Genomic DNA, 22,791 nt, shown 5'->3' with positions numbered 1-22,791 from the left:
TTACGACATGAATACAGAGATGAACCAGAATATGCCTACCTCGACCGCCCTTGAAATCCAGACGGCTTCTCTCGCCTTCCACGAACGTAGGCAGAGTCTTCCCGTGCTGAACCAGATCTCTTTGACTGTGCCGACCGGGAAATTTGTGTCCATTATCGGCCCCTCCGGCTGCGGTAAAAGTACGCTGTTCCACGTTATCGGCGGTCTAGTCAAGCCAGACGAGGGCAAAGTGCTGCTGCATGGCGCAGATATTACTGGCGAACGGGGTCATATTAGTTATGTTCCGCAGAAACCGGCCTCTTTCCGTGGCGCAGCACGCTCGACAATGTTATTCTCGCTAGAGAAATCGCCGGTATGCCAATGAAGGCGGCGCGCGAAGAAGCAAGGGCCTGGCTAGCCAAAGCCGGATTAGGCGAATTTGAACAAGCTTACCCGCACAAGCTGTCCGGTGGCATGCAGCAGCGTGCTTCCTTCTTACGTGGACTACTTGCTCCACAGGAGGTGCTCTGCCTGGACGAACCGTTCAGCGCGCTTGATGCCCTGACCCGAAGCGATATGCAGCGCTGGCTGCTTGATATTTGGGAAGAAAATCAGCGCACCGTGCTTATGATTACACATAGCATTGAGGAAGCGCTCATGCTGTCGGATACGATCTATTTATTTTCCAGTAGACCAGCATCGGTGCTACATAAGATCGAAGTACCTTTTGCCCGCCCTCGCTCGGAGCAATTAATTGAAGATCCCCGTTTCCTGGAGCTTAAACGCGAGATCACCGCTCAAATGCACGAACAAATGCACAACAAAAAACCAGCCGCTGTGAAATGACTACTGTCGTCACTACCGGCTGGTTTTTTATCGATACATATACTCTTTGATCTCAACTTGATCGACATCCTGCATCAGAGCGATCCATTGCTGAACATACTCCGGCTCCGTATCTACAGCAATAAGCCAGGATGTCTGGTAGACTTCACTACTCTCTTCCTTGCCTAGCCACATCGGTACCTTCGGATTGCTGTCGAACACCTGATGAATGGCTCTGAGCTTAGCATCGATCATACAAATACGCAGTAAAGGCTGCTCACACTCCAAAGATAGTGCTACTTGCATAGAAATAACTCTCTTGCCTGTCATTATGGCTTCGTCCAGTTCCTTGCCACTTACATCTGGGTATTCGAAAATTTGCAGACTTGCTTGCATCAGTGGTATATCCTCCATTTCTAGTCCAAATAATTTAGTTAAATACCTAGTTTAGCGAAAAAATATTTAAAACCTGATCAGGCAATTTGGTCAAGACGTTCACGATATCAGGATCAAACTTGGTACCGCGATACTTCAACAGCTCGAGCTTCGCCTCTCTGACTTTGTATTTCCTGATATCCTTACGGCTTGTCATCATCATGTCAAAGGCATCGATCACCGCGCAGATCCTAGCTGCATACGGAATCTCTTCTCCATAAAGCCCCTCCGGATATCCACTTCCATCCCATCTCTCTTGGTTATACTTGACGATTTGTATGATTTCCGGCCCAAACCCTGGATTTCTCTCGACCATCTCGGCTCCAATGATAGGGTATAGCTTGATAATTTCAAGCTGGCTCTCTGACAACGAATCCTTCTGAAGAACTATATCGCGGGGAATCATTGATTTCCCTATATCATGCAGAAAGCAACCGCGAACCAGTTGCCCCTTATCTTCATTGCTCAATCTCAGCGGCTTTGCTATTTTCTCGGCCAGCATAGCCACTCTTACAGAGTGATGATAAATCTCAGGATGTTTGTACAATAATAACTTGATCCAGGATGCCATATCTAAATGCTTATCTATATATAGTTGTTCTATAAGATCAGCTGAAACGACCACGTGTATCCTCCTAACTTATTCTGCCTGAAACTCCGTTATACTACATTGATACCACTTATCCTATAGCCCTTCCCCCTCTTCAAATCTCAACAAACTACCATCCTATCAGAGTAGAAATATACCGAATTCAGCCCAATATGAATATAAAATGATCACCATGGGAATAATGTCGTACAATATTAATTATGCGACATCACGTATACAAAAAGAACGAGTCTTGGTTAGGTTTGTATTGTAACTATTTAACATTATAGGACAAAAGAACAACGTTTGCACGGCAATAAAGTCACATTAGTAGGAAAAAAGATTCATTTTATTAAATTTTAACTTTATTTTTTGATAGAATTGGAAAATACTCGGATGAACCCTGTGAAAATGTCATGTTATTCACTTCTTATAACCTACTAGACAGGGCAATATCATCTCTTTGGGGATCATGACAGTAGCACTACATACGAATAATTTAAAAAACTGCAAATATGCATCTTTTCGAGTTAAAACCCTCAAATTCTAATTAAATTCCTGCAAATATACAGGAATTTAATTATTTTCCCCTCAAAGTGAGCATTTTAGTAAGAAAAAACTGTATTTTTGCAGTAATTCTCTAATCCAGGCGATAATAGATGGTAAAAGACTGTACTTTTGCAGTAATTAAAGTTCTCCTACTTAAATGAACTCCTGTAAGCAATCCTGGACAAAATCGGGTGCCGCTTTTTTAATTGTTCTACTGTATGTAAATATCGCTGAGTTGTATTAATATGCGAGTGTCCAAGGCTCTCTTGAACCTGTTGAAGTGATGCTCCCTGCAGCAGTGCCAAGGTCGCATTCGTATGTCGCAGCCAGTGCGGAGTAGGCTTCTTGCTCAAATGGCATCGTTCCCCTGCCTCCCGAATAATACGCTGAATCTGCCGGGATGAAATCGGAAACAGCAGAAGATCTGGATCTGGATCATTGCACTCCGTTAAGCTCTGGGCATGCTCGGTGTACATTTTCCACAGCTTCTGAGGGATTTTCACCTCACGGATCTTTCCTCGCTTTGCATAAGAAATCGTTAGCCAGATCAATGTCTCTAATGGATCGGTGTGGAAATCCCCCCAGCGAATTTGTGTAAGCTCTGAGACCCGTAGCCCAAGCATGACGAGAGAAAGTCCGACCAAATAGTTGCGCAGGCTCTGTTCACGTAGACTATCCAGCAGCTTGCCGACTTCTTGTTTGGTTAAAAAATTTTTCCGGCTCGTCACGGCAATTTGCGGAATTCTAGTACTTAAAGCCGGGTTATGTTCGAAAATACCGATGCTACTGTCACTTCCCCACTTGTAGAAGGACTTCAACGGCGCGATAAAGGCCGCAACGCTGGCTGGAGAGAGTGACTTCCCACCCTCTCTGTAAACTCCTTGTGACAAATAAAGTTTATATGCCTCTATTTCCCTCCAGGTGACATCTTTCATTGGCATTCCTGATAAAAATTCACGAAAATGTTCAAGTGCGCGAAAATAATTTCTTTTCGTATTGGGTACCTTGGCACATGCTGCCAGGAACATTTGTATGATCTGCTCATCACGATATTCTTGGCCCGGCGAATGGAAAAGATATTGTTCAGAAACTTCCATCATATAGGTATGTAATTCCATGGTATATGCCTCCTGTTGACGTGTTGTGATGTCGCATAATTAATATTGTACGACATATCCGCCATATGTCATGTAGATATAGCATTTAACATGCCATAATTGTATAGTATAAGGTGAAAAATGAACGTTCAGGAAAGGAAGGAATACACTGATGAGTTCAGATATTTCGCCATTAAAGCAACCAGAACGGCAGCCCTTAATGGATGCCCATATTCATTTTGAGATGTATGAAGCGGATGAGAGAACAGCTATTCTTCAGGACCTGCGAGAGCATAGTATCGAGGCTATGATCGGAGTCTCCAAGGATCTGGAATCCTGTCAGGAGAACCTGAAGCTAGCTGAATCATATCCCGGATATCTATACCCGGCATTTGGTTATCACCCGGAGCAGAAGGTACCTTCCGAGGCCGAACTAAAACGGCTGCTGCAATGGATGGACGAGCATGTTGACAAAATGATCGCAGTCGGAGAGATTGGTCTCCCTTACTATTCACGGCTGGAAGCCGCCGAGCAGGGGCAGTCCTTTGACCTTAAGCCATATATCCTGCTGATGGAGACTATGCTTCAATTTGCGAAGAAACACGATAAACCAGTTGTGCTGCATGCCGTATATGATGATGCTGACCAGGTCTGTGATCTTCTGGAGCAGTATGAGATCAAGAAGGCACATTTCCACTGGTTCAAAGGATCGGCCTCAACGATTGCAAGAATGGCTGAATCCGGTTATTTCGTGTCTTTCACCCCTGATATTCTGTATGAAGAGGAAATTATCGATCTGGCCCGTGTCTATCCAGCTGATCAGGTAATGGTGGAGACAGACGGCCCTTGGCCTTTTAAAGGACCCTTTAGCGGGCAGACTACACATCCTAGAATGGTCAATGACGCGGCCGCGGCATGGGCAAGCATTCAAGGCATCCCACTGGCAAAGGCCCGAGCAATCCTGTACAACAATACTCGTCGCTTCTACGGCCTTACCTAATAAAGCATAAGAGCCATCCCGAAGGATGGCTCTTATGCTTATTCACAGACTATACAAACTCACTGGTATGGATCAGCCCCAGCCGTCTTGCTTCTACAATCGCTTCTGATCTCGAGCGCACATTAAGCTTCTCAAAGATGCGAGTCAGATTATATTCGACAGTACGCTGGCTCATCAATAGCTTGGAGGCAATATCCTTGTTGCTGCTTCCATTTGAGACCTCCTGGAGAATTTCCTGTTCCCGCTCATTGATCGAAACCTCTTCCATCGACTTCTCTTCCCGCCCTTGATTCAGGCGAATCTCTCTGCGCCGCAGTTGGCGCAACAGCGATACCGTAATCACTGCCTCATCGCGTAGCACACAGCGGATCGCATTAAGCAGCTGTTCACGCGTCGCAGTCTTACTAACTACGCCACTAACGCCCGATTCAACGAGAATGTTGAAGTTGGGACTAATCTCATACCCCGTATAGATGAGAATACGACTCTCCGGTTTAAACTTCATTATTCGCTTCGTTAGCTCAATCCCACTTATTACCGGCATGTTCAAATCAAAGAGCATCACATCAAAGCTCTCTTGCTCTACCATCTCCAGCGCTTCCATCGCAGACATGAGCACCGTGACCTGCATATCCGGGTCCTGCTCAATCATATTTTTCGTTCCCTCTCCAACCGAGGGATGATCATCAACCAGCAATATTCGAACCATTTGTATCCTCCTCGCTTTCTCTGTCCATACTTGCTGACTCCAGCGGCAATGATATTTGGACCTCAAGCCCTTCTCCGGGCTCTGATCTGAAATCGATAACTCCCTCAAGACTGTGCACCCTCTCCTTGATGCCTGATAAACCCATATGCTGATAAGAATCGTTGAGATCCTCCAGCTTCAGCCCAATCCCATCATCTTTATAAGTAAGCCGTATATCATTTTTCTGTTCCAGGGATATGGAAATATTAGAGGCTTTGGCATGCTTGCTTGCATTACGAAGCAACTCCTGTACAATACGGAATATCGTGAGCATCTGCTCATCATTAATATCCGCCCTAAATGAATCGGATTGAAAATCGATAACATAATTGGAACGAATCTGCGTCTGCTCAAATAACCCTTGTAGAGCTTCAACAATTCCCATCTCCTGAAGTAGCGGCGGACGCAGCTCATTGCAAGTCTCGCGAATTTGATGGATAACATCAAGCAGGCCTTCTCTGACATCGACCAGCTTCTGATGAAGCTCTGACGACATATCATGGTCCAGCATCGCGGATTCCAGATTACGATACCAGATCAATTGATCCTGAAGCGCGGAATCGTGGAGATCAGAGGCCAGCTTACGCCGCTCCTTCTCGGCCAGCTTGAATATTAACCGGAGCAGCCATGGCGAGGAGTCGGTCCCCCTCTGCTTCTGGAACTCCACTTCAAGTTCCTCGACCAGACTCTCGATTAGATACAAATTCTCATATACGATCGCGCTATAGTTGGCCAACGTTCGCAGCCAGGCTAGTTCATCCAGATTGTATTTAGTCCTGTTCCCTTTCACATCTAGCCACATCAAATGCAGAATACTCTGCTTCTTCCCGGCAATTACGCAGATGCCCCGCTCCACATTCAGTACATTTCCGATCATCAATTGGCCTACTGAGGCCTGAACCGCTTCAATGATAGAATCCTGAATATCGGCAAGCGATTCATCAAGCTTAAACTCCTCAACACGATCCATATTAATCTCAAGGAATGCGACCTTCTTCACCGGCAGCACATTATAAATTTCCTGCTCCAATACGCGTTCTAGATCCGATCGTTTCATCACACGTGATATTCGAGCAGAAAACCGATTGAGGCTACCTTGAAAATTGTGCAGATCTTTATTCAGCCTTGGCCGTATCTTAAGATCCGCATATTCCTTCAGGAACAGCATCAGCGTAATCAACAAATAACATGCGAGAAACAACTGGCTCCATTTGACCCCGATTTGATTATTCTGATTCAAGATTAGAATAGAAAGTAAAGAGATAATCAGCGTAGGAAAGAAAGACAGACTCGCATAATATATAAAGCGGTTCAATAAAAAATCGATATCGAACAACTGTTTTGTCATGAGCATATAGAAATAAACGATAGGAATCGTTAATAGAAAGACTGCCGCAACATTTGGGGATAAGAACGAAACTCCAAATACCTGTGGCAGAGCAAATAATATGAGAAAAGGCAAGAATCCAACCATATGCCCAACAAGACTCAATTTGAACAATGCTTTCAGTGGTCCCTTTCGATGAATAATAAACTTATGAACCAGCTTATAAATGATATAAACATTGATGATAGCGAAGCAAATTAACTTGAGAATGGAGAGGACATTCGCTGAACCAACATTAAAAATAAGTACAACAAGCTCCGATCCGATCAAAGCACTAATGATAATCTCGAAAAAAACAATTATGCCTGGACTAGCGAAATTTTCGCGATACTGTCCCAAATAACGATTAAGAAACTGTAAGAAAAAGATAGGAACAAATAGGAATGATAGGTCAAGAACCATCCTGCCGATTGGATCCAGCCGCCCGAAGAAAAAGCGCTTAAATAGGCTATTCCAATGGACATAAAGAACATAATCAGCTGAACAGTTGCCCCGTCATTCCTCTTACGGCGATACACGAGCAAGGAAAGCCCAGAAAATGTAAGGATCGCAATTAACGGTAAAAACAACTCAAACATAAGATGGTCCATACTAATTCCCGAGCCAACCTCTAACTTGATAAATGCCGTGCTCCCATCTGCCCCGGCACGACTCAGAATGATTGAAGATGCACGTTCAACCCCTCCGAACGTCTTCACTGTATAAAAATCAGCTGCCGGTTTATCGTTAATGTCCTGTATGACATCTCCAACCAATAACCGTCCGTAACACCAATATCCTTCTGGTGAAGCGGTTACTATGTATTGGCCATTTTCATTCGCGGAGACATTGGCACCGATAACAGGATACTTAAGAATAGATACGGATAAATACCCAACAACAACAGTTATCAAGACTATGAATGCGATGACTTTCGTTCTTTGTATCAATACAATTCCCTCACAGTTATGGATTAGTTGTCGTATTGAGAGTTAATCTGATTTAACTCCAAACGGAAGCTTTCATGGGTTCATTACTCATGTTTCCCTTATCTCTAAGCACATCGATCAATGCTCTCTGCTCGACGGCGCTCATGCCTGCCAATTGAAGCTGTCCTGTCCTAATATTCATCATTGCACCAGAGTCCTTCACCAAAGCTTGAATCAGTTCTTTCAACATAATAAATCCCTCCAATTGGGTTATTTGATTTAAGAGGTTTTCCTCTTAATTCCAATATACGGGTCATCTATGATATTGAAAACGACAACCACTCTCGTATTTCCCGCAAACATCTTTGCGTGGGCTTGCGTGGGCTTGCGGTTACCTATGTGGTGCGCCAGTTAAGCAATGTAACTGCACAACAATCAACCATCATTCGGCAAAAGAGAGCATCTTCTCTCTCCAGTGCGGCTCCAGATTAAGGCGTTCAATATGCTCCAAATAACGGTAATAGTGCGTCCTCATTCGGACAGAAGTATAGATCAACGTTCCCGTTGATTCTATAATCTGTTCAACCTCCTGCCTGCGCCCTACAACATCGGCGAAGTCCAGGTGCCCCTCGAAATAATCGATAATCCATCGATCCTCTTCAGACAGTGATTGCAGCAAGTATAGAGTCGGTAGCGTCTTTTCCGATTCAAGAAGTCATTCTTGTCATCCCAATTAAGCAAGTCGCGAATGTCATTCTTGATCTGCGCGGCAATCCCCAACTGTTCAGCATATAGCCTCACTTCCTCAACCCATTCACCGGTCGCCAGCACCGTACCGATCATGCTCGCTGTAACGAGAAGCGCAGCCGATTTCTTCGATACCATCTCAATGTACTCCTCTTCTGAGCTGACATTGTTGTATAGATCCGTCATTTGCCCATTTACGGCAGTGAGGACTCCTTGATTCAAATGCTGCGCCGCCGCCAATCTCCGTTCAGTAGGGAATCCAGTTGATAGAATAAGCTCCCCGGAGAGTGTAAGCATACCGATACCGATATTCAGAGCGATTTCAGAAGGAAGCTGGTTCCACGCCATTTTTCCATTGTCCTTATCCTGTATGTCATCAATGATGTCTAGGCTGAGCATCATCAACTCAATCGCCGCAGCTGCTCTGTAAATATCCGGTGTATCCGGCCCACCGAACATCCGGTAATGAAGTACGGTCATCTTGCCTAATAGCATCGTAGATTCCTGCATTTTGTCCTCAAGACATGCGAGTGCGTGTTCATAGAGCTGTGGGACACTAAAATAGGTTCTTAAACTTTCGCGTAACTCTATTTCTAGCATTTCCGCAAATTGCTCCACTCTATAACCTCCATACTAAAATAATATAAAAAATCACCAATTCTTTATATGTATTCCATATCTATGAATTAACCCCTTCTTGTCCACAAAAATAAACTACATCAAATTACAAGAAAAAAGCTTATCCCATGAAATATTCATCGAATAAACTTTATTGGTGTACATTTAGCCGCTAAGGCATGAATCATATTAGCGGTTTATTCTCGATAATTCCGCGTAAATCAATTCTCTCAAATTTATACTCGCACATCTCTAGTCCTCACCTCGAAATATAAGACTCGACAGTACGATATCATAATAGCCATCTATACCGAGCAGCTCCTGTACTGGCTTATCATAGAACGTCATCACAGGAACAAGGGCTCTTCCGCTCTCCTGAGAGCTGCGTACAAGACGTTCCGTCAGACGGCCACCTTCGAGCATACAGAGACGATACCCTCTCTCCCGAACAACCTGATGCTGCGGTTCATATTAGCTGTAATGAACAAGGCTAGGTCTCCATCATGGAATTCCAGGCTCTCGTCAAAGGTCTTACTCCACCAACGCGGATCCTCTTCTTCCTTGACATACTCTACGAATTTCTCAGCAAGACTGTAATAGAAGAGCTCATAGTTGTCGCTGGTCTGACTTTTGGACAGAATATATAAATCAAGAGCATCTAACTTATCGGTCGGCCCCAGATTTTTAAGACTCTCAAAATCCCAGAACGGTACGGTCGAGCGCTGCAGCTTCTCCAGGCTTGCGATCAACTCTGCCATATAGGGATGGCCTTCCTGGTGGAGTTCATCAGCCTTGAATCGCTCCGCGGCATAATATCGTTTGGCTGGCGTTACTGCCTGATTCATCTGCATGAACAGACTCTTCAGCATTTTCATTCGCCACCGGGTCAGCACATCAAGCTGCGGATAATGATTGGAGTTCAGATGATAAGTCATCGCCAAATGCTCCTCCTCAAAATCCTGATCAGATCGCCAATCCATATATTTAATTTGCATGGGTATCACATCCTTATTATTTGTTGAGTGAGAGCTGATGAACTTTACGGAAACGGATGCGGACTACGGTTCAAATTATGTGGCAGGATCGGCTCTGTTCGCAGTCCAAGCTCAACCGGTATCTTATAGATCCGTTCACTTGTGATGATCCGTTCTTTCTCGCTACGCGGCAGCTGAACTGTACCCGGTACGATCATCTTGACGACATGCTTTCCCAGCTGACGGACATCGTCTGTAGTTAGATCGACGCACAACACTTCAAGTCCCCGTTTCGCAAATTGCTGGACGATATATTGAAGGCGTTCCGCTTCCGTATCGGCTGCAATAGGCGGAGACGGCTGAATGGACCGGAACTCGCTTGATGCCGTGGTGAAGGCCAATTCCTCATGGGCATAAGGCTGTTCATAATAAGGCAGTCTCAATCCGTAATCAGTGACCTGATGCGGTAGAAGCGACGGGATGGATTGCGAATAGATTTGCGATTTATTGCCAATGAACAGCTGGCTAATCTCCATCAGCGTCTTGCGCACAGCCTCCTCCATCGATAGCCGGGCTGATCCACCAACCGATACTTTGCCATCGCGGGTCATCAACAGACCAAATGCAGAAGGAATGCCAATGTCGCTTGTCGTATCGATCACCGTCAACTCGAATTTGTTTGGATCGAGTAATTCCCTGAAATGCTCCATAACGGACAGATCGCGAGTATCTAGTCTCGGCATAGAGAGCGAGTTGTACCACATGATCATGAAGGCGTCTCGTTCGATGATCTCCAGCAAGCCTCCAATCATAGCCTGCTCCTTCGTGGCCCCCGCTGCTGAACCCATCATGAGACCGAAGCATATCGCTTCTTCATCCTCACTCTGGGAATATAAGAGTCCCAAGCAATGGCAGCCGGCACCCACTTCATCCGGCCCGTTGAAAGACTACGCCCCTGCACCCAACGGATCTTGGACTGTTCCGTAAAAGGCCGATATGGAAATTGCCACTGTTCGTATTGCTCTTTCGTATATAGCGGAAGCTCATCGGGGTGGAGTGCATCCTCGCCAAGCTCCTTCCAAGTTGAAAGTACCAATCGTTCTGGGATAACATACGCGGAACAATATCGCTCAATGGCTTCCGCTACAGCGGTCGTATTCGCTTCCTCCAGCGTCAATCCTATTCCGCTAGCAAAGAAATCGATCAAACCATACTGTCCATCCGCCAGAAATTTTGGGTTAGACGGGGCGGCCAGGCTCAGATATAGTCTGGGATCTCCAGGGTCCGTACTTAAATTCATTAATCCCCTGACCATGCCCCCATGTGGACTAATTGCCTTCCGCAAATGATCTGGCACAGTAGATATCAAGCCTTGAAGCCTAGCTTGTGCCACGGCGCTATCGGTTCCAGGGCAGCCTGCATAACTCGCCCCTCCTGACCTTCGGATCAACGTACGGCTCATGGCCCTAGTACCAGATCCGACTCGCGCCAAGGTTGTGCAGCCAGATTGGCCTGACTTCTTGCTCCGCAGGAAGGACAGGTCGGCAGTTTATAGACCGGATTGACATCCCCCTGCAGGTGGAAGGCATCAAAATCAATCATATGACCGAGTGATAATGGCGGAAAGCTGCTAGTATGGCGCGAAATCCATTTTGCCGTCTCGATGGCGACTACACCGCTCAGTACGGACCAGGACAGATCGAACATGATATTCTTCGGTTCCAGAGGAGTCACACCGTTTGAATGGCTACGCCGCTGTAAGCACTCATAACAAGCCGAATAACCAGGAACGATAATCGGACCAATTCTGCCAGTAGAATGAGAGAACTGCACAGGGAGCCACGTGATCTCCTTCTCCAAAGCGTATATATTGAACGCTTCCCCCACTTCTCAGCCTGCAGAACTACGACTAGTTCAGAATCTACGCTAACATCTGTAAACTCACTTACTGTACTCACTTCGACTCCAAGTCCTGTAAGTAAGCCTTCGAGTGAATCCGCCGGATTAACCGCTTCCTTCTCGCACAGAATCGTGACCTGGCTCATACGGATCGGCCACCTTTCTCAAGAATCATGCATCTCACACTTTCATAGAATTCCGAATAGTAACCTTCATATAGATCAAGATCATGGCTATTAGGCATATTAAGATTGCGTAAATCCTGAAATACTCCTAAATACATCTTCTTCAACCTCCCCAAAATGATTTAATTAATCGTCCATTCGCTGTACAGACTAACGCTGGCTTCATGGTAGAGTAGAATCACGGCTATTACTTTACTGTTCCGTTCGTGTTGTCCCTCTTGACCTAACAATAATCTATATTTTCCTGTTTTACACCGAAAACCCATTTGCGTCTTCCCACAATTAAATTGCGTTTTTTTGCCGCAAACTTCCCGCAATTCAAGGGTTCCTTGCACCGCAAGCAGCGACTTGCGTAGTCCTCTAGGCACTCGTACCACCTCCCCCTTTAACGCAAAAAAGACTGCATCCACACTATTGCTCACAATAGCCGGATACAGCCTATAAACTTCTATTCGGTTCCCTATTTGATCTCAAATTGCCTCTGTGCTTCTTATCCACTTAATCCAGCTTAAACCCGCGTTGCTGCAAAAATTCCTTCATATGAAGACGTGACGGCATCGTCAACTTCTCAGCCATAAGTCTGGACCAAGGGGTATCCTTGGCACCACCAGTGCGATCACGCAAATATTTACTCATCATCTCGTCATATAGGGCAACCTGCTTCTCACCCTCAGCGCTGTCATACTCCTCCCAGTGCAGAATCGCCTGCTGAGGCAGTCTTGGTCGTAGTCCCGGCTCTTGATCTGGATAACCTAGACACATGCCGAATACCGGATAGACTAGCTCCGGTAAATGGAGCAGTTCAGCCACTTGCTGGATCTGATTTCGAATTCCTCCAATATAGACGATGCCAAGATCGAGCGATTCGGCAGCGATGGCTGCAGTTTGCGCCGCTAGGGCAGCATCGACTGTAGCAACAATGAAATTCTCTGTCGCCCCTTCATACGATTCCGAATCAGGGAAATGATGCTGGGCGGCATTTTTTAACCGGGACAAATCCGCACACCACACTAGAAAGACAGGACATTCCACAATATAAGCTTGATTACCGCTGAACTGCGACAGCTTCTGCTTACGCTCTGGATCAGTGACAGCAACCACGCTATAGGCTTGTACATTGCTTGAGGTCGATGCCATTTGGGCCGCAGCAATAACCTGCTCAACAATCTCACGAGATACCGGCTTGTCCGAATATTTACGGATCGAACGATGTGCTTTTAATAATTCTATGGTCTCATTCATGCTTATTTCTCTCCTCGTGCTGTTATGGTTATATCCTGCTTCATTTAAGAGGATGGGATTACAACCCTTATTATATAGTCTAACTCTTCTTGAATAAGAAAAACCAGTCGGATACGAGATCATACACCGGACTGGTTCTTCTATAGACAAGCTTATTTATAGTAAGACGTTGTTAATGGAACAAACATCGCCCCATTACTAAGTACATCAGCATAAATATACAATTCATTAACGCCTGCGATATCCACTTCAATGGTCTTAAGACCGGCACTCACTGTCACTTTCTCGGTCGTCAGCTTCACATTCTTCTCACTGTCTTCGATAACAAAGTTATCAATATCTTCACCCACGGCTGCGACCTGCAGTACCAGCTTCTGATATTTCCCCTTCGGATAAAGCATAAAGCTGCTGCTACGTTTGCCGCTAGCATTGTCAAAATAAGCTTCTTTGTAGTCCTTCCCCTGGTAGGTCGTTTCTTTCGGATCTTTCGTATAATACATGTTATCGAAGCCTTTGGCGATCGCCACACCCTCTGCCTTCTCGCCCAATTCCACCGTATAGGTCTCCGGATTATAGGATACAGCGACTCCCACAATATCAGCGACTGCACGAACAGGAAGGTATGTCGTTCCATTATAAGTAATCGGGAGAACTGCATTCCCTTTCTCATCTCTCGGCTGTACAGACGTCCCATTGTACTTGAGTTGAATACTGCTGTTCAAGTAGGCTTTTACCTCCTGCAGGTTCGCCCCGGCGTACACACCAGTTCCAGCAGTCAGCATCAGTGCTGCCACCATACCACTAATCATCCATTTCTTCTTCAACAGATCATCTTCCCTTCCATAAAATGAATTACTGCACATTAATATGAAGAATATAACAATTTAATTTCTCCAATTCAAGCTACCTAATAACTAAATAAAGAGGTGATCCGGCCCTCTTTAGTACGATTTTCGCAAAGTAGATTTACAATATATTCTAAAAGTGATATCATATAAATATCAAATAAATATTAAATATATATTAAGGAGTGCTTCACTATGCTGAAGGAAAAACAATTATCTTATCTGAACGGATTTGTTGCGCTGCTATTCTTCATCGCCTTTATGGGAGCTGGAGTATATCTGTTTACCATTGCTACCCCACTCCCAATCATCCTAGGCGCTATCTCCTGCGTAATCGCCTTTGTGATCCTTACTGGGCTTACGATTGTGCAGCCGAACCAGGCCGCTGTCGTAACCTTTTTCGGGAAGTATCTCGGAGTGATCCGCAATAGCGGGTTCTATATGGTAACCCCTTTCTCCAGCCGGAAGAAAGTATCGCTGCGTGTACGCAACTTCAACAGTGCCAAGCTGAAAGTCAATGATGTTAACGGGAACCCGATTGAGATTGCTACCGTTGTTGTATTCTCGGTGGTCGATTCGGCCAAGGCGCTCTTTGAGGTTGATGAGTACGAAACCTTCGTCGAGATCCAAAGTGAAACAGCTCTGCGCCATGTGGCCAGCAAATACCCTTATGATCAACTGGATGGCAACGGCTTCTCTTTGCGCGGAAATACAGAGGAAATTGCTCAGGAACTGACTGATGAGCTGCAAAACCGCTTAGCTATAGCAGGCGTCAAAGTCATCGAATCCCGCTTGACACATTTGGCATACTCTACGGAAATCGCCAGTGCCATGCTGCAACGCCAGCAGGCTGAAGCCATTCTCTCCGCTCGAGAGAAGATCGTTGACGGAGCCGTTACGATGGTACAAATGGCGATCGAGCGCCTGCAGACAGAGAGCATCGTTGAACTGGACGATGAGCGTAAAGCTGCTATGATCAACAACTTGCTTGTCGCGGTCGTATCCGACCGTTCCGCCCAACCTATCATTAATACGAGCAGTCTGTATTAATTGGAGCCCCATTCACGATGGTTAAAAGAAGAGCTTCCCGCTACGCCTGGACCCGTCGTATATGAAGCTTTGGAACGCTGGGCGGCTGACGAATTCCGAAGCGTGAATGGTCATATCGAATACGTCCTTCGCGAGGCTCTACGGAAGGAAGGGCGCATGCCTTCACCCCATATGCGTGTCAAGGAGGCTCTAGACAATGACGCGGACAGAGATTAAGTCTACTAAGCCTTGGTGGGAATCAAAGTCGAAGTTCCTGCTGCAAGAGTATGCAAAAAAATACGAAGCGACTTTTGTAGAAGCATCCTTCAAGAATTGGAAGTATACTGGACGACATGTCCTGATTCGGCTACCGCATGGACGAGGCCAATTGTATCTCACGGTTACTGATTCTTCCAACTCCAACGGAACCAATACAAACAGCGGACAGGTAATCGGAATCAAGTATAAATACAAACCGAGAAGAAAACTTGAATATCTGCTGAGCTCAGTAAAGAGTCCTCTACTTCTGATGTTTCACAGAAATTTACGACAGGTCACCCTGACGAATCCCCTCAGCAAGTCATTCCATGCTGGGGCCTCTCATCCTAGTTCGCTAAGAGGAATTCTGAAACATGAGGGTATTGCAGACCTATTGGAGTGGCATAAGGGCGCTCGTCTCAAGGCGCGAGTCAAAGGACTTGAAGCTGAACTTGCCTTCACGGAGACAAATAAGAAAGCCGATGTTGAGTTCCTTCGTGGATGCGTCCAGATCATGGAGTTGTTCATCGAAGCCATGCATGAGCAAGGGATTATTCGCGAAGGAAAATAGAAATCGTGTGAGCGGATGTCTATGTACTAACGCATCCGCTCTAATAATGAATGAATCTTTTGAACACATACAACCGTATAAATATGTTAAGACAGATCTATTGTCATACCTTTTAGTAGTGGAAATCTGAGTACGATTACATTTAGGAGGTAAGAATGGATATGAAAATGAAGAATCGCCTATCACGTTTAGTGATAGCGGCCCTGATGCTGGCACTGCTCGTACCAGCAGGAGCTTTTGCCGCTGAGAACAGTACCTCATACGAGGCGACGAAGCAAATAGCAGCTCAGAAAGCCGATCTGTTAACAAAAAGTTATGGTACGGCAAGCTTGCAATACGCACTTATTGATCATGGAAAGATTGTAGTATCCGGGCAGTCCGGTATTAATCATGTGTCTGACAATACTCCACTAACAGCAGATTCGATGTACGGCATCGGTTCCACAAGCAAGATGTTCACAACCGTTGCTGTTATGAAGCTTGTCGATGAAGGGAAAATAGATTTGGATCAGCCTCTGATCACCTATATTCCTGATTTCAAAATGAAAGACGAGCGCTACAAGAAAATTACTCCGCGTATGCTATTAAATCATTCTTCTGGCTTAAGCGGATCAACACTCTCCAATGGTTTTTTGTTTGATGATAATGATACATCTGGGTATGACGATTTTCTGAAACAGTTGGAGACACAGCGGCTGAAGGCTGATCCGGGTGCATTCTCTGTTTATTGCAACGACGGCTTCAATCTAGCAGAAATATTGGTAGAGAGAGTTAGCGGCATGAACTTCACAGACTTCATACATAAATATATTACAGAGCCGCTAGATATGAAAAATACGAAAACACCGCAAGATGATGTAAATAATGCGCAGCTAGCTGGCGTTTATTCTCCTGCCTATCAAGGAGAGCTACCGCGGGATACAGTTAATTTTATTGGAACTGGTGGTATTTACTCTACGGCTGAAGACCTTGCCCGCTTCTCGCAAATCTTCACAGGGAACGCTAGCGGTCTCCTGTCGGAGAAATCAGCAACTGCTATAGGCAAACCAGAGTACAAGAACGGCATGTGGCCGAAAGAAGCTGATAGTTCGTTCGCATACGGATTAGGCTGGGATAGTGTTAATTTGTTCCCGTTCAACGACTACGGAATTCAAGCACTTACGAAGGGCGGGGACACCCTTTTGTCTCACGCATCCCTAGTCGTACTACCTGAGCAGAAGCTATCTGTCGCGGTATTATCTTCTAGCGGATCAAGCGCACTGGATCAAATCATGGCAAACGAGATCCTGTTAAGTGCAATGCAGGAGAAAGGTATCATTAAGGAACTGAAGCCTGCCAAGTCATACGGCGTACCTGTTAAGGCTGATATGCCACAAAATGTGATGGAGCATGCAGGCATCTATGGCTCCTTAGGTCAATTGTCGAAGCTGGATATTAGCAAAGATGGAGAATTATCCTTAAGTTCAGTAGCGGTACCTGCTGCCCCTGCTCAGAAATTTACGTATACAGCAGATGGCTCTTTTGTTAGCGCGGATGGCAGCGTGAAATTAAACTTAGTAACCGAAGATAACGGACGTACTTACTTATGGGTAAGAGCCTACTCAGCAATTCCAGGCCTTGGCCAAATGGCTATGTCCGAATATCAGGCGGAGAAGCTTGAGCCTAACGAATTGTCCAAAGATGTTGCTAAAGCATGGGAAGCGCGCGAAGGGAAAACGTATTTTCTCGTAAGTGAGAAATATACATCTCAAGTCTACCTTATGTCACCTCCTATCGCTCATGTAGCAACCTTCAAAGAAATGCCAGGGTACTTAATGACGAACAAGATTACGGGTGCCAACGAGGCGCTGAATATGTTGAACATTCCGACATTGATGGGCAGAGATACGAGTGACTTCCATTTCTTCACAGAAGGCGGTGTAGAGTATCTACAAGCTGCCGGAAGCCTATTTGTTAGTCAGGATAATGTAACGCCACTCTATGCAGGCAACAAGTCTAAGACCAAAATTCAAGATAATGGTCATACAAGATGGTATACAGTTCCGGAACAAGCGGTTGGCAAGACACTGACCGTTAAGATGCCAGAAGAAGGCTCCTTTGCGGTCTACGATGCCAGTGGAGCATGTGTGAATTTCACTGTAGTGAGCGGCGCAAACGAAATGGTGCTGCCAGCGAATGCAATCATTGCCTTTATAGGTGAGCCAGGATCACAATTTGAAATCACGTTAAAATAAGAGGTTGTTTAATAAGTCCCCTTTGATCACTCTCACATAAAGAGTAAGCCCCACAAGTTCAATTGCTAACTTGTGGGGCTTTAATGTTCTACATACCAGTATGGGGTATATATTTCACGCATTATTTCATTAATTTATTCACGGTGACCAGAAGTTCATCGACCACATCCATCTCACCGGCTTGAATCCGCTCAATCACGCAGCTCTTCATATGACCTTCTAGGAGCAGCTTGCCGACACTATTCAGTGCAGATTGTACTGCTGCGATCTGATTCAGAACATCATCACAATACGTATCCTTCTCGATCATACCTTTAATGCCGCGGATTTGACCTTCGATCCGGTTCAAGCGGCTCGTCAAATTACTCTTCACGGCCTCGGAATGATGGCTATGACGGACATGGCCCTCACCCTCACCGCCGCAGCACTCATCAGTCGCGCCATGCTTCTTATCTTCTTGTTCCGCCATGTTATCACCTCGCTATTTTGACTCTTTACATCATATTATCGTAATCCCGGTAACCTTTCAATCCATCACAGTCATTCGACATCAACACTCCACTCATTTCGGGACGAAACAAAAAGTCACCCCGCACCTTCATATAGAAGGCACGGGGTGATTCTTAGAACTAGACCAGGCTAACGCCTCGTCTTGCTTTATTGGTATCCCCAAATCATGGTGAACAGCGTACCGAAGAGGGTTACAAGCCCTACAAACAATGCATAAGCAAGGTTCGTATATAGTGCAGTCTTTGAACCAGTCTCACCGATATGCATAAACATGAACAGTTGGACGCCCATCTGGATCGCTGCGCAGATAAGCAAGATCGTCATACCGACAGCTAGTGGCATATCCCATAGAATGACGGACAGAGCGACGACCGATAGGATCAGCGAGAACACATATCCCATGACATGGTGGACAGGGAATAATTTTTTCATGTCACATCATTCCTTTCAAATATACGAAGCTGAAGATAAAGATCCAGACAACGTCAAGGAAGTGCCAATAGAGCGAGAAAATAAATGATTTATTCGCTGTATCGAGCGTAAAGCCCTCGCGTTTGATCTGTATCATAATGCCTGCGCCCCACAGCAAGCCCAAGGTTACGTGCGCACCGTGCGTACCAAGCAGAACGAACAGACTGGACATAAAGGCGCTCGTTGAGATCGTTGCTCCTTCATTAATATAGGTCACGAACTCGGTAATTTCTACACCAAGGAAGACAAGACCAAGCGCCAAAGTAATGAAGAAGAACACCATGGCTGGCTTTTTGAGTCCCTGACGCATACTGTTAATCATCAGACCGATCGTGAAGCTACTTGTGAGCAACACGAAGGTCTCAATCAGAACCGGACCTATTTCGAATAATTCTTTACCGCCCGGACCATTACCAGTCCGATTCCAGAGCGTGAAGTAAACGGCGAATAGCGTCGAGAACAGCACGATTTCCGCGCCAAGGAACAGCCAAAAACCAAAAATTCGATTACTATTCTCTTCAGAACGATATTCCAAAGGCAAAGAGTTGTCTAACTTCATGCGTGTTCACCCCGCAATCTAACATCCGTGTCTTCCACTTGTAACTTAGCTTCTGTCTCTTCGATCTCACGAACCGAAATATGATGTCCGTGGTCGCGTTCGAACGAGCGAACCGCCATCAGTACAACAACACCGATCCCTGCGATGATCGCCGGAATCCACCAGCTAAACACCATGAAGAATCCGAAGAAGAAGAATATAGCACCGAGAATAACCGGCTGACCGCTATTATTCGGCATGTGAATCTCTTCGTATTTACCTTTATAGAGCTGATGTCCACCCTTCTTATGTTCCCAGAAAGGATCAAGACCAGTAACTGTAGGAACAATGGCGAAGTTGTATTCCGGAACTGGACTATGCGTGCTCCATTCAAGCGTACGCGCATTCCAAGGGTCACCCGTTGTATCTCTAGGTGCATACCGGAAGCTCCAATAAATGTTATATACAAGAACAGCAAATCCGATGGCTAACCCGACGGCGCCGATCGTAGCGATCAGGTTCAGTGGACCAAAGCCTGTAGACTCCGAATACGTGTACATCCGGCGTGGCATACCTTTGAGTCCAAGGAAGAATAACGGTAAGAACGTTACGTTAAAGCTGATGGAAATTATCCAGAAAGCAAGCTTCCCTTGACGTTCATTAAGACGGAATCCGAACAATTTCGGGAACCAGTAATAGAAGCCGGCGATCACGGCAAATACGGTACCTGGAATCAGTACATAGTGGAAGTGAGCAACCAGGAACATCGTATTATGATACTGGTAGTCAGCACTAGCCATAGCAAGCATGACGCCTGTAACGCCACCAATCGTGAAGATTGGAATAAATGCCAGTGAGTACAACATCGGAGTCGTAAACTCGATTTTGCCTTTATGAAGCGTAAAGAGCCAGTTGAATATTTTCACCCCGGTTGGAACCGAGATTAACATCGTTGTAATGGAGAACACACCGTTGACCATTGCCCCGTGACCCATCGTGTAGAAATGGTGAGCCCATACGACAAAGGACAGAAGTGAGATAATAACCATACTCCATACCATTGATTTATAACCATACAGGTTCTTACGGGCGAACGTAGAAATAATTTCACTGTAAATCCCAAACGCCGGCAAAATAACGATATATACTTCCGGATGACCCCATACCCAGAACAGGTTGGCCCAGAGCATATCCATCCCGCCGTTCGCCATCGTGAAGAACTGCGAACCGAACAATCGGTCAAACATCATAAGAGCAAGCGCTACGGTAAGAACCGGGAACGCGAACAGAATAATAACGCAAGTGATCAATACGGACCAAGTAAACATTGGCATCTTCATCAATTTCATGCCAGGTGCACGCATTTTCAGAATGGTAGCGATGAAGTTAACGCCTGTCATCAGCGTACCAATCCCTGAAATCTGAAGAGCTATCGAATAATAGTTAATCCCCACCGACGGACTGAATTCCGTGCTGGCTAGAGGGAAGTAAATGTCCATCCTGCATCCGGCGAACCGCCGATTACGAAGGACAGGTTAAACAGCATCGCTCCGGCAAAGAATAACCAGAAGCTTACCGCATTCAATCTCGGGAATGCTACGTCGCGTGCACCGATTTGCAGCGGTACAACCACGTTCATCAGACCGATTACGAACGGCATCGCCATGAATAGAATCATGATGACCCCGTGGGTCGTAAAGATCTCATTATAGTGCTGCGCATCGAGAAGACCATTCTCCGGCATAGCAAGCTGCCCGCGCATAAGCAATGCGTCGACACCGCCGCGGAACAACATCAAGAGCGCACAAATAATATACATGATACCGATCCGCTTATGGTCGACAGTCGTCAACCATTCGCGCCATAGGTAGCCCCATTTTTTAAAATAGGTCAAGCCGATGACGATTGCTAACGACGCAACGACAATACTGACCATCGCTCCGTAAATCATCGGTTCCCCAGTGACGAAAAATTCGTCCCATTTCATGTCAAGCTTACTCCCTTCTGTCTTTTATTTTCCGTGTGAGGCATGGTCAGCCTCACTATGATCCATATCAGAGTGATCCATGTCCATGTCCATATTCATATCGGAATGATCCATTTGCGAATCATCGCCGGATTCTCCTCCATGATTATGTCCAGCATGTTCACCTTCAGGAGGTGGACTGAACTCTAGATGCGTTGAGGAAAAAGTCAGTCTGCCTAACTTAGCAGTTTCAAGCAACTTCGTAAATTCATCTTCTGTTAATTCAGAAGCTGTATTCTTAACATCTTTAACCCACTCGTCATATTTGGCCGGTGACATCGCCAGAACTTCAAATTCCATATCGGCGAAGCCTTTACCGGAGAAGTTGGAGTTCTACCCACATATGATCCTTCATGCTCAGCTACGAGATTCAGCTTAGTAATCATATCGCTCATCGCGTACTTCTGACCGCCTAATTGCGGTACCCAGAAGCTGGTGATTGGACCGTAAGAGTATAGTTTGAACTCTACCGGACGATTCGTCGGAATATTAACGTAGTTAACTGTCTCAATTCCTTCCTCAGGATAGCTGAAATGCCATTTCCAGTTGGAGGATGAGGCATAAATGACTAACGGTTTTTGATCTTCATACCCCGCTGGTACTTTCTCAACCGCATTGGTAGTCCGAACTGTAACTACAGACAGAACCGCAACGATCACTACTGGAATTGCAATCCATATAAATTCCAGCCATTTGTTGCCCTCTACATGCGGCGGTTCATAATCCGGAGCCGCTTTAGAGGCGCGGTACTTCGTAAGCATAAAAATGTACAACACGTATACTACTAGCAAAATTAGCGCCATGACCAGCATCGAAAAAATAATTACATTTGACTGCGTCTTCGCTACCAGCCTTAGGGTCCAATACCGTGAGCGAATTACATCCGGTCAAGAGGACAAGAAGCGCTGAAAAAACGGCCAGCAGCAATCCTTTCCTTTTCATAAAATTCCGTTTCCCCTTTCCAGCAATATAAAACACCATCCTACATTCCCAAGATGGTTATATTAAATATCTACCACTATGTTAGGTAAGCTATTAAACAATAACAATTCATAGCAAAATACATTTCTGAAAAAATATTACATTTATTTTTCGGTTTTTCTCCTTATTATTGAATCAAATGTTCA

The 22,791-nt window shown here is 45.5% G+C and carries 24 protein-coding genes and 4 pseudogenes; 6 read left to right on the top strand and 22 right to left on the bottom strand.

Annotation, left to right across the window (positions count from 1 at the left end):
- The first annotated feature begins 7 nt into the window (after positions 1-7).
- Positions 8-825, top strand: a pseudogene (locus tag RE628_RS02825) (ABC transporter ATP-binding protein).
- A gap of 27 nt (positions 826-852) precedes the next feature.
- Here the strand turns inward: RE628_RS02825 and RE628_RS02820 are convergent.
- From RE628_RS02820 to RE628_RS02810, 3 genes are all read right to left on the bottom strand, one after another.
- Positions 853-1,200 (bottom strand): hypothetical protein, encoded by a 348-nt coding sequence (locus RE628_RS02820; protein ID WP_309157304.1) that lies wholly within the window; start codon positions 1,198-1,200, stop codon positions 853-855.
- Positions 1,201-1,246: 46 nt separating this feature from the next.
- Positions 1,247-1,864, bottom strand: a complete 618-nt coding sequence (locus tag RE628_RS02815; protein WP_309157302.1) for an HD-GYP domain-containing protein — start codon at positions 1,862-1,864, stop codon at positions 1,247-1,249.
- Between the two features lie 662 nt (positions 1,865-2,526).
- Complete coding sequence (locus tag RE628_RS02810; protein ID WP_309157301.1) at positions 2,527-3,495, bottom strand: tyrosine-type recombinase/integrase; 969 nt, start codon at positions 3,493-3,495, stop codon at positions 2,527-2,529.
- A gap of 151 nt (positions 3,496-3,646) precedes the next feature.
- Between RE628_RS02810 and RE628_RS02805 the strand changes: the two genes are divergently transcribed.
- Positions 3,647-4,474 carry a TatD family hydrolase gene (locus tag RE628_RS02805; protein WP_309157300.1) on the top strand — a complete coding sequence of 276 codons (828 nt, stop codon included), beginning with the start codon at positions 3,647-3,649 and terminating at the stop codon, positions 4,472-4,474.
- A 49-nt stretch (positions 4,475-4,523) separates the two neighbouring features.
- Here RE628_RS02805 and RE628_RS02800 read toward each other — a convergent pair whose 3' ends face one another.
- The 14 genes from RE628_RS02800 to RE628_RS02735 all read right to left on the bottom strand — a co-directional run bounded on the left by RE628_RS02800 (position 4,524) and on the right by RE628_RS02735 (position 14,006).
- Entirely contained in the window at positions 4,524-5,183 is a 660-nt protein-coding gene (locus RE628_RS02800) for a response regulator transcription factor (protein ID WP_309157299.1), read from the bottom strand.
- The gene (locus tag RE628_RS02795; RefSeq protein ID WP_309157298.1) at positions 5,161-6,879 is read right to left on the bottom strand and encodes a sensor histidine kinase; all 1,719 of its coding nucleotides are present in this window, start codon (positions 6,877-6,879) and stop codon (positions 5,161-5,163) included. The genes RE628_RS02800 and RE628_RS02795 overlap by 23 nt, the downstream gene beginning before the upstream one ends.
- 29 nt (positions 6,880-6,908) lie before the next feature.
- On the bottom strand, positions 6,909-7,538 hold the full coding sequence (locus tag RE628_RS02790; RefSeq protein WP_309157297.1) for a hypothetical protein: 630 nt from the start codon (positions 7,536-7,538) through the stop codon (positions 6,909-6,911).
- 52 nt (positions 7,539-7,590) lie between these two features.
- The gene (gene comX / locus RE628_RS02785) at positions 7,591-7,767 is read right to left on the bottom strand and encodes a competence pheromone ComX (protein ID WP_309157296.1); all 177 of its coding nucleotides are present in this window, start codon (positions 7,765-7,767) and stop codon (positions 7,591-7,593) included.
- 350 nt (positions 7,768-8,117) lie between these two features.
- Positions 8,118-8,882: a polyprenyl synthetase family protein gene (locus RE628_RS02780; RefSeq protein ID WP_309157295.1), complete on the bottom strand. Its 765-nt coding sequence runs from the start codon at positions 8,880-8,882 to the stop codon at positions 8,118-8,120.
- A gap of 252 nt (positions 8,883-9,134) precedes the next feature.
- Positions 9,135-9,305 (bottom strand): hypothetical protein, encoded by a 171-nt coding sequence (locus tag RE628_RS02775; RefSeq protein WP_309157294.1) that lies wholly within the window; start codon positions 9,303-9,305, stop codon positions 9,135-9,137.
- Positions 9,284-9,877, bottom strand: a complete 594-nt coding sequence (locus RE628_RS02770) for a hypothetical protein (RefSeq protein WP_309157293.1) — start codon at positions 9,875-9,877, stop codon at positions 9,284-9,286. The genes RE628_RS02775 and RE628_RS02770 overlap by 22 nt, the downstream gene beginning before the upstream one ends.
- Positions 9,878-9,921: 44 nt before the next feature.
- Positions 9,922-10,707 (bottom strand): YcaO-like family protein, encoded by a 786-nt coding sequence (locus tag RE628_RS02765; RefSeq protein ID WP_309157292.1) that lies wholly within the window; start codon positions 10,705-10,707, stop codon positions 9,922-9,924.
- Positions 10,704-11,318, bottom strand: a complete 615-nt coding sequence (locus RE628_RS02760; RefSeq protein ID WP_309157291.1) for a YcaO-like family protein — start codon at positions 11,316-11,318, stop codon at positions 10,704-10,706. The genes RE628_RS02765 and RE628_RS02760 overlap by 4 nt, the downstream gene beginning before the upstream one ends.
- Positions 11,315-11,689, bottom strand: coding sequence for a hypothetical protein (locus tag RE628_RS02755; RefSeq protein WP_309157290.1), 375 nt, complete (start codon positions 11,687-11,689; stop codon positions 11,315-11,317). Before RE628_RS02755 ends, RE628_RS02760 begins: the two co-directional genes overlap by 4 nt.
- Positions 11,587-11,901: a hypothetical protein gene (locus RE628_RS02750; protein WP_309157289.1), complete on the bottom strand. Its 315-nt coding sequence runs from the start codon at positions 11,899-11,901 to the stop codon at positions 11,587-11,589. Before RE628_RS02750 ends, RE628_RS02755 begins: the two co-directional genes overlap by 103 nt.
- Positions 11,902-12,062: 161 nt before the next feature.
- A complete protein-coding gene (locus RE628_RS02745; protein ID WP_309157288.1) occupies positions 12,063-12,308 on the bottom strand; it encodes a hypothetical protein in 246 nt (81 codons plus the stop codon).
- Positions 12,309-12,438: 130 nt separating this feature from the next.
- On the bottom strand, positions 12,439-13,182 hold the full coding sequence (nfsA, locus tag RE628_RS02740) for an oxygen-insensitive NADPH nitroreductase (protein WP_309157287.1): 744 nt from the start codon (positions 13,180-13,182) through the stop codon (positions 12,439-12,441).
- A 152-nt stretch (positions 13,183-13,334) separates the two neighbouring features.
- The gene (locus RE628_RS02735) at positions 13,335-14,006 is read right to left on the bottom strand and encodes a stalk domain-containing protein (RefSeq protein WP_309157286.1); all 672 of its coding nucleotides are present in this window, start codon (positions 14,004-14,006) and stop codon (positions 13,335-13,337) included.
- Positions 14,007-14,222: 216 nt separating this feature from the next.
- On the opposite strand from RE628_RS02735, the gene RE628_RS02730 reads away from it, so the two are divergent.
- The 4 genes and pseudogenes from RE628_RS02730 (at position 14,223) to RE628_RS02715 (ending at position 18,119) form a co-directional block, all read left to right on the top strand.
- Positions 14,223-15,077 carry an SPFH domain-containing protein gene (locus RE628_RS02730; protein ID WP_375143034.1) on the top strand — a complete coding sequence of 285 codons (855 nt, stop codon included), beginning with the start codon at positions 14,223-14,225 and terminating at the stop codon, positions 15,075-15,077.
- 46 nt (positions 15,078-15,123) lie between these two features.
- A pseudogene (locus RE628_RS02725) lies at positions 15,124-15,293 on the top strand (toxin-antitoxin system HicB family antitoxin).
- On the top strand, positions 15,274-15,885 hold the full coding sequence (locus RE628_RS02720) for a hypothetical protein (RefSeq protein ID WP_309157285.1): 612 nt from the start codon (positions 15,274-15,276) through the stop codon (positions 15,883-15,885). The pseudogene RE628_RS02725 and the gene RE628_RS02720 overlap by 20 nt, the downstream one beginning before the upstream one ends.
- 167 nt (positions 15,886-16,052) lie before the next feature.
- On the top strand, positions 16,053-18,119 hold the full coding sequence (locus RE628_RS02715; protein WP_309159344.1) for a serine hydrolase domain-containing protein: 2,067 nt from the start codon (positions 16,053-16,055) through the stop codon (positions 18,117-18,119).
- 121 nt (positions 18,120-18,240) lie between these two features.
- On the opposite strand, the gene RE628_RS02710 is transcribed toward RE628_RS02715, so the two are convergent.
- The 5 genes and pseudogenes from RE628_RS02710 to qoxA all read right to left on the bottom strand — a co-directional run bounded on the left by RE628_RS02710 (position 18,241) and on the right by qoxA (position 22,606).
- Positions 18,241-18,588: a metal-sensitive transcriptional regulator gene (locus RE628_RS02710; protein WP_309157284.1), complete on the bottom strand. Its 348-nt coding sequence runs from the start codon at positions 18,586-18,588 to the stop codon at positions 18,241-18,243.
- Between the two features lie 188 nt (positions 18,589-18,776).
- On the bottom strand, positions 18,777-19,061 hold the full coding sequence (gene qoxD / locus RE628_RS02705) for a cytochrome aa3 quinol oxidase subunit IV (protein WP_309157283.1): 285 nt from the start codon (positions 19,059-19,061) through the stop codon (positions 18,777-18,779).
- A gap of 1 nt (position 19,062) precedes the next feature.
- Complete coding sequence (gene qoxC / locus RE628_RS02700) at positions 19,063-19,659, bottom strand: cytochrome aa3 quinol oxidase subunit III (RefSeq protein WP_309157282.1); 597 nt, start codon at positions 19,657-19,659, stop codon at positions 19,063-19,065.
- Positions 19,656-21,625, bottom strand: a pseudogene (gene qoxB, locus RE628_RS02695) (cytochrome aa3 quinol oxidase subunit I). Before qoxB ends, qoxC begins: the two are co-directional and overlap by 4 nt.
- 24 nt (positions 21,626-21,649) lie before the next feature.
- Positions 21,650-22,606: pseudogene (qoxA, locus tag RE628_RS02690) on the bottom strand (cytochrome aa3 quinol oxidase subunit II).
- Positions 22,607-22,791: the final 185 nt, after the last annotated feature.

This window comes from Paenibacillus sp. D2_2 (assembly GCF_031199965.1).
GTDB lineage: Bacteria > Bacillota > Bacilli > Paenibacillales > Paenibacillaceae > Fontibacillus.
The sequence above is the reverse complement of the archived record's forward strand: the minus strand, read 5'-3'. Positions and strand labels throughout refer to the sequence as shown.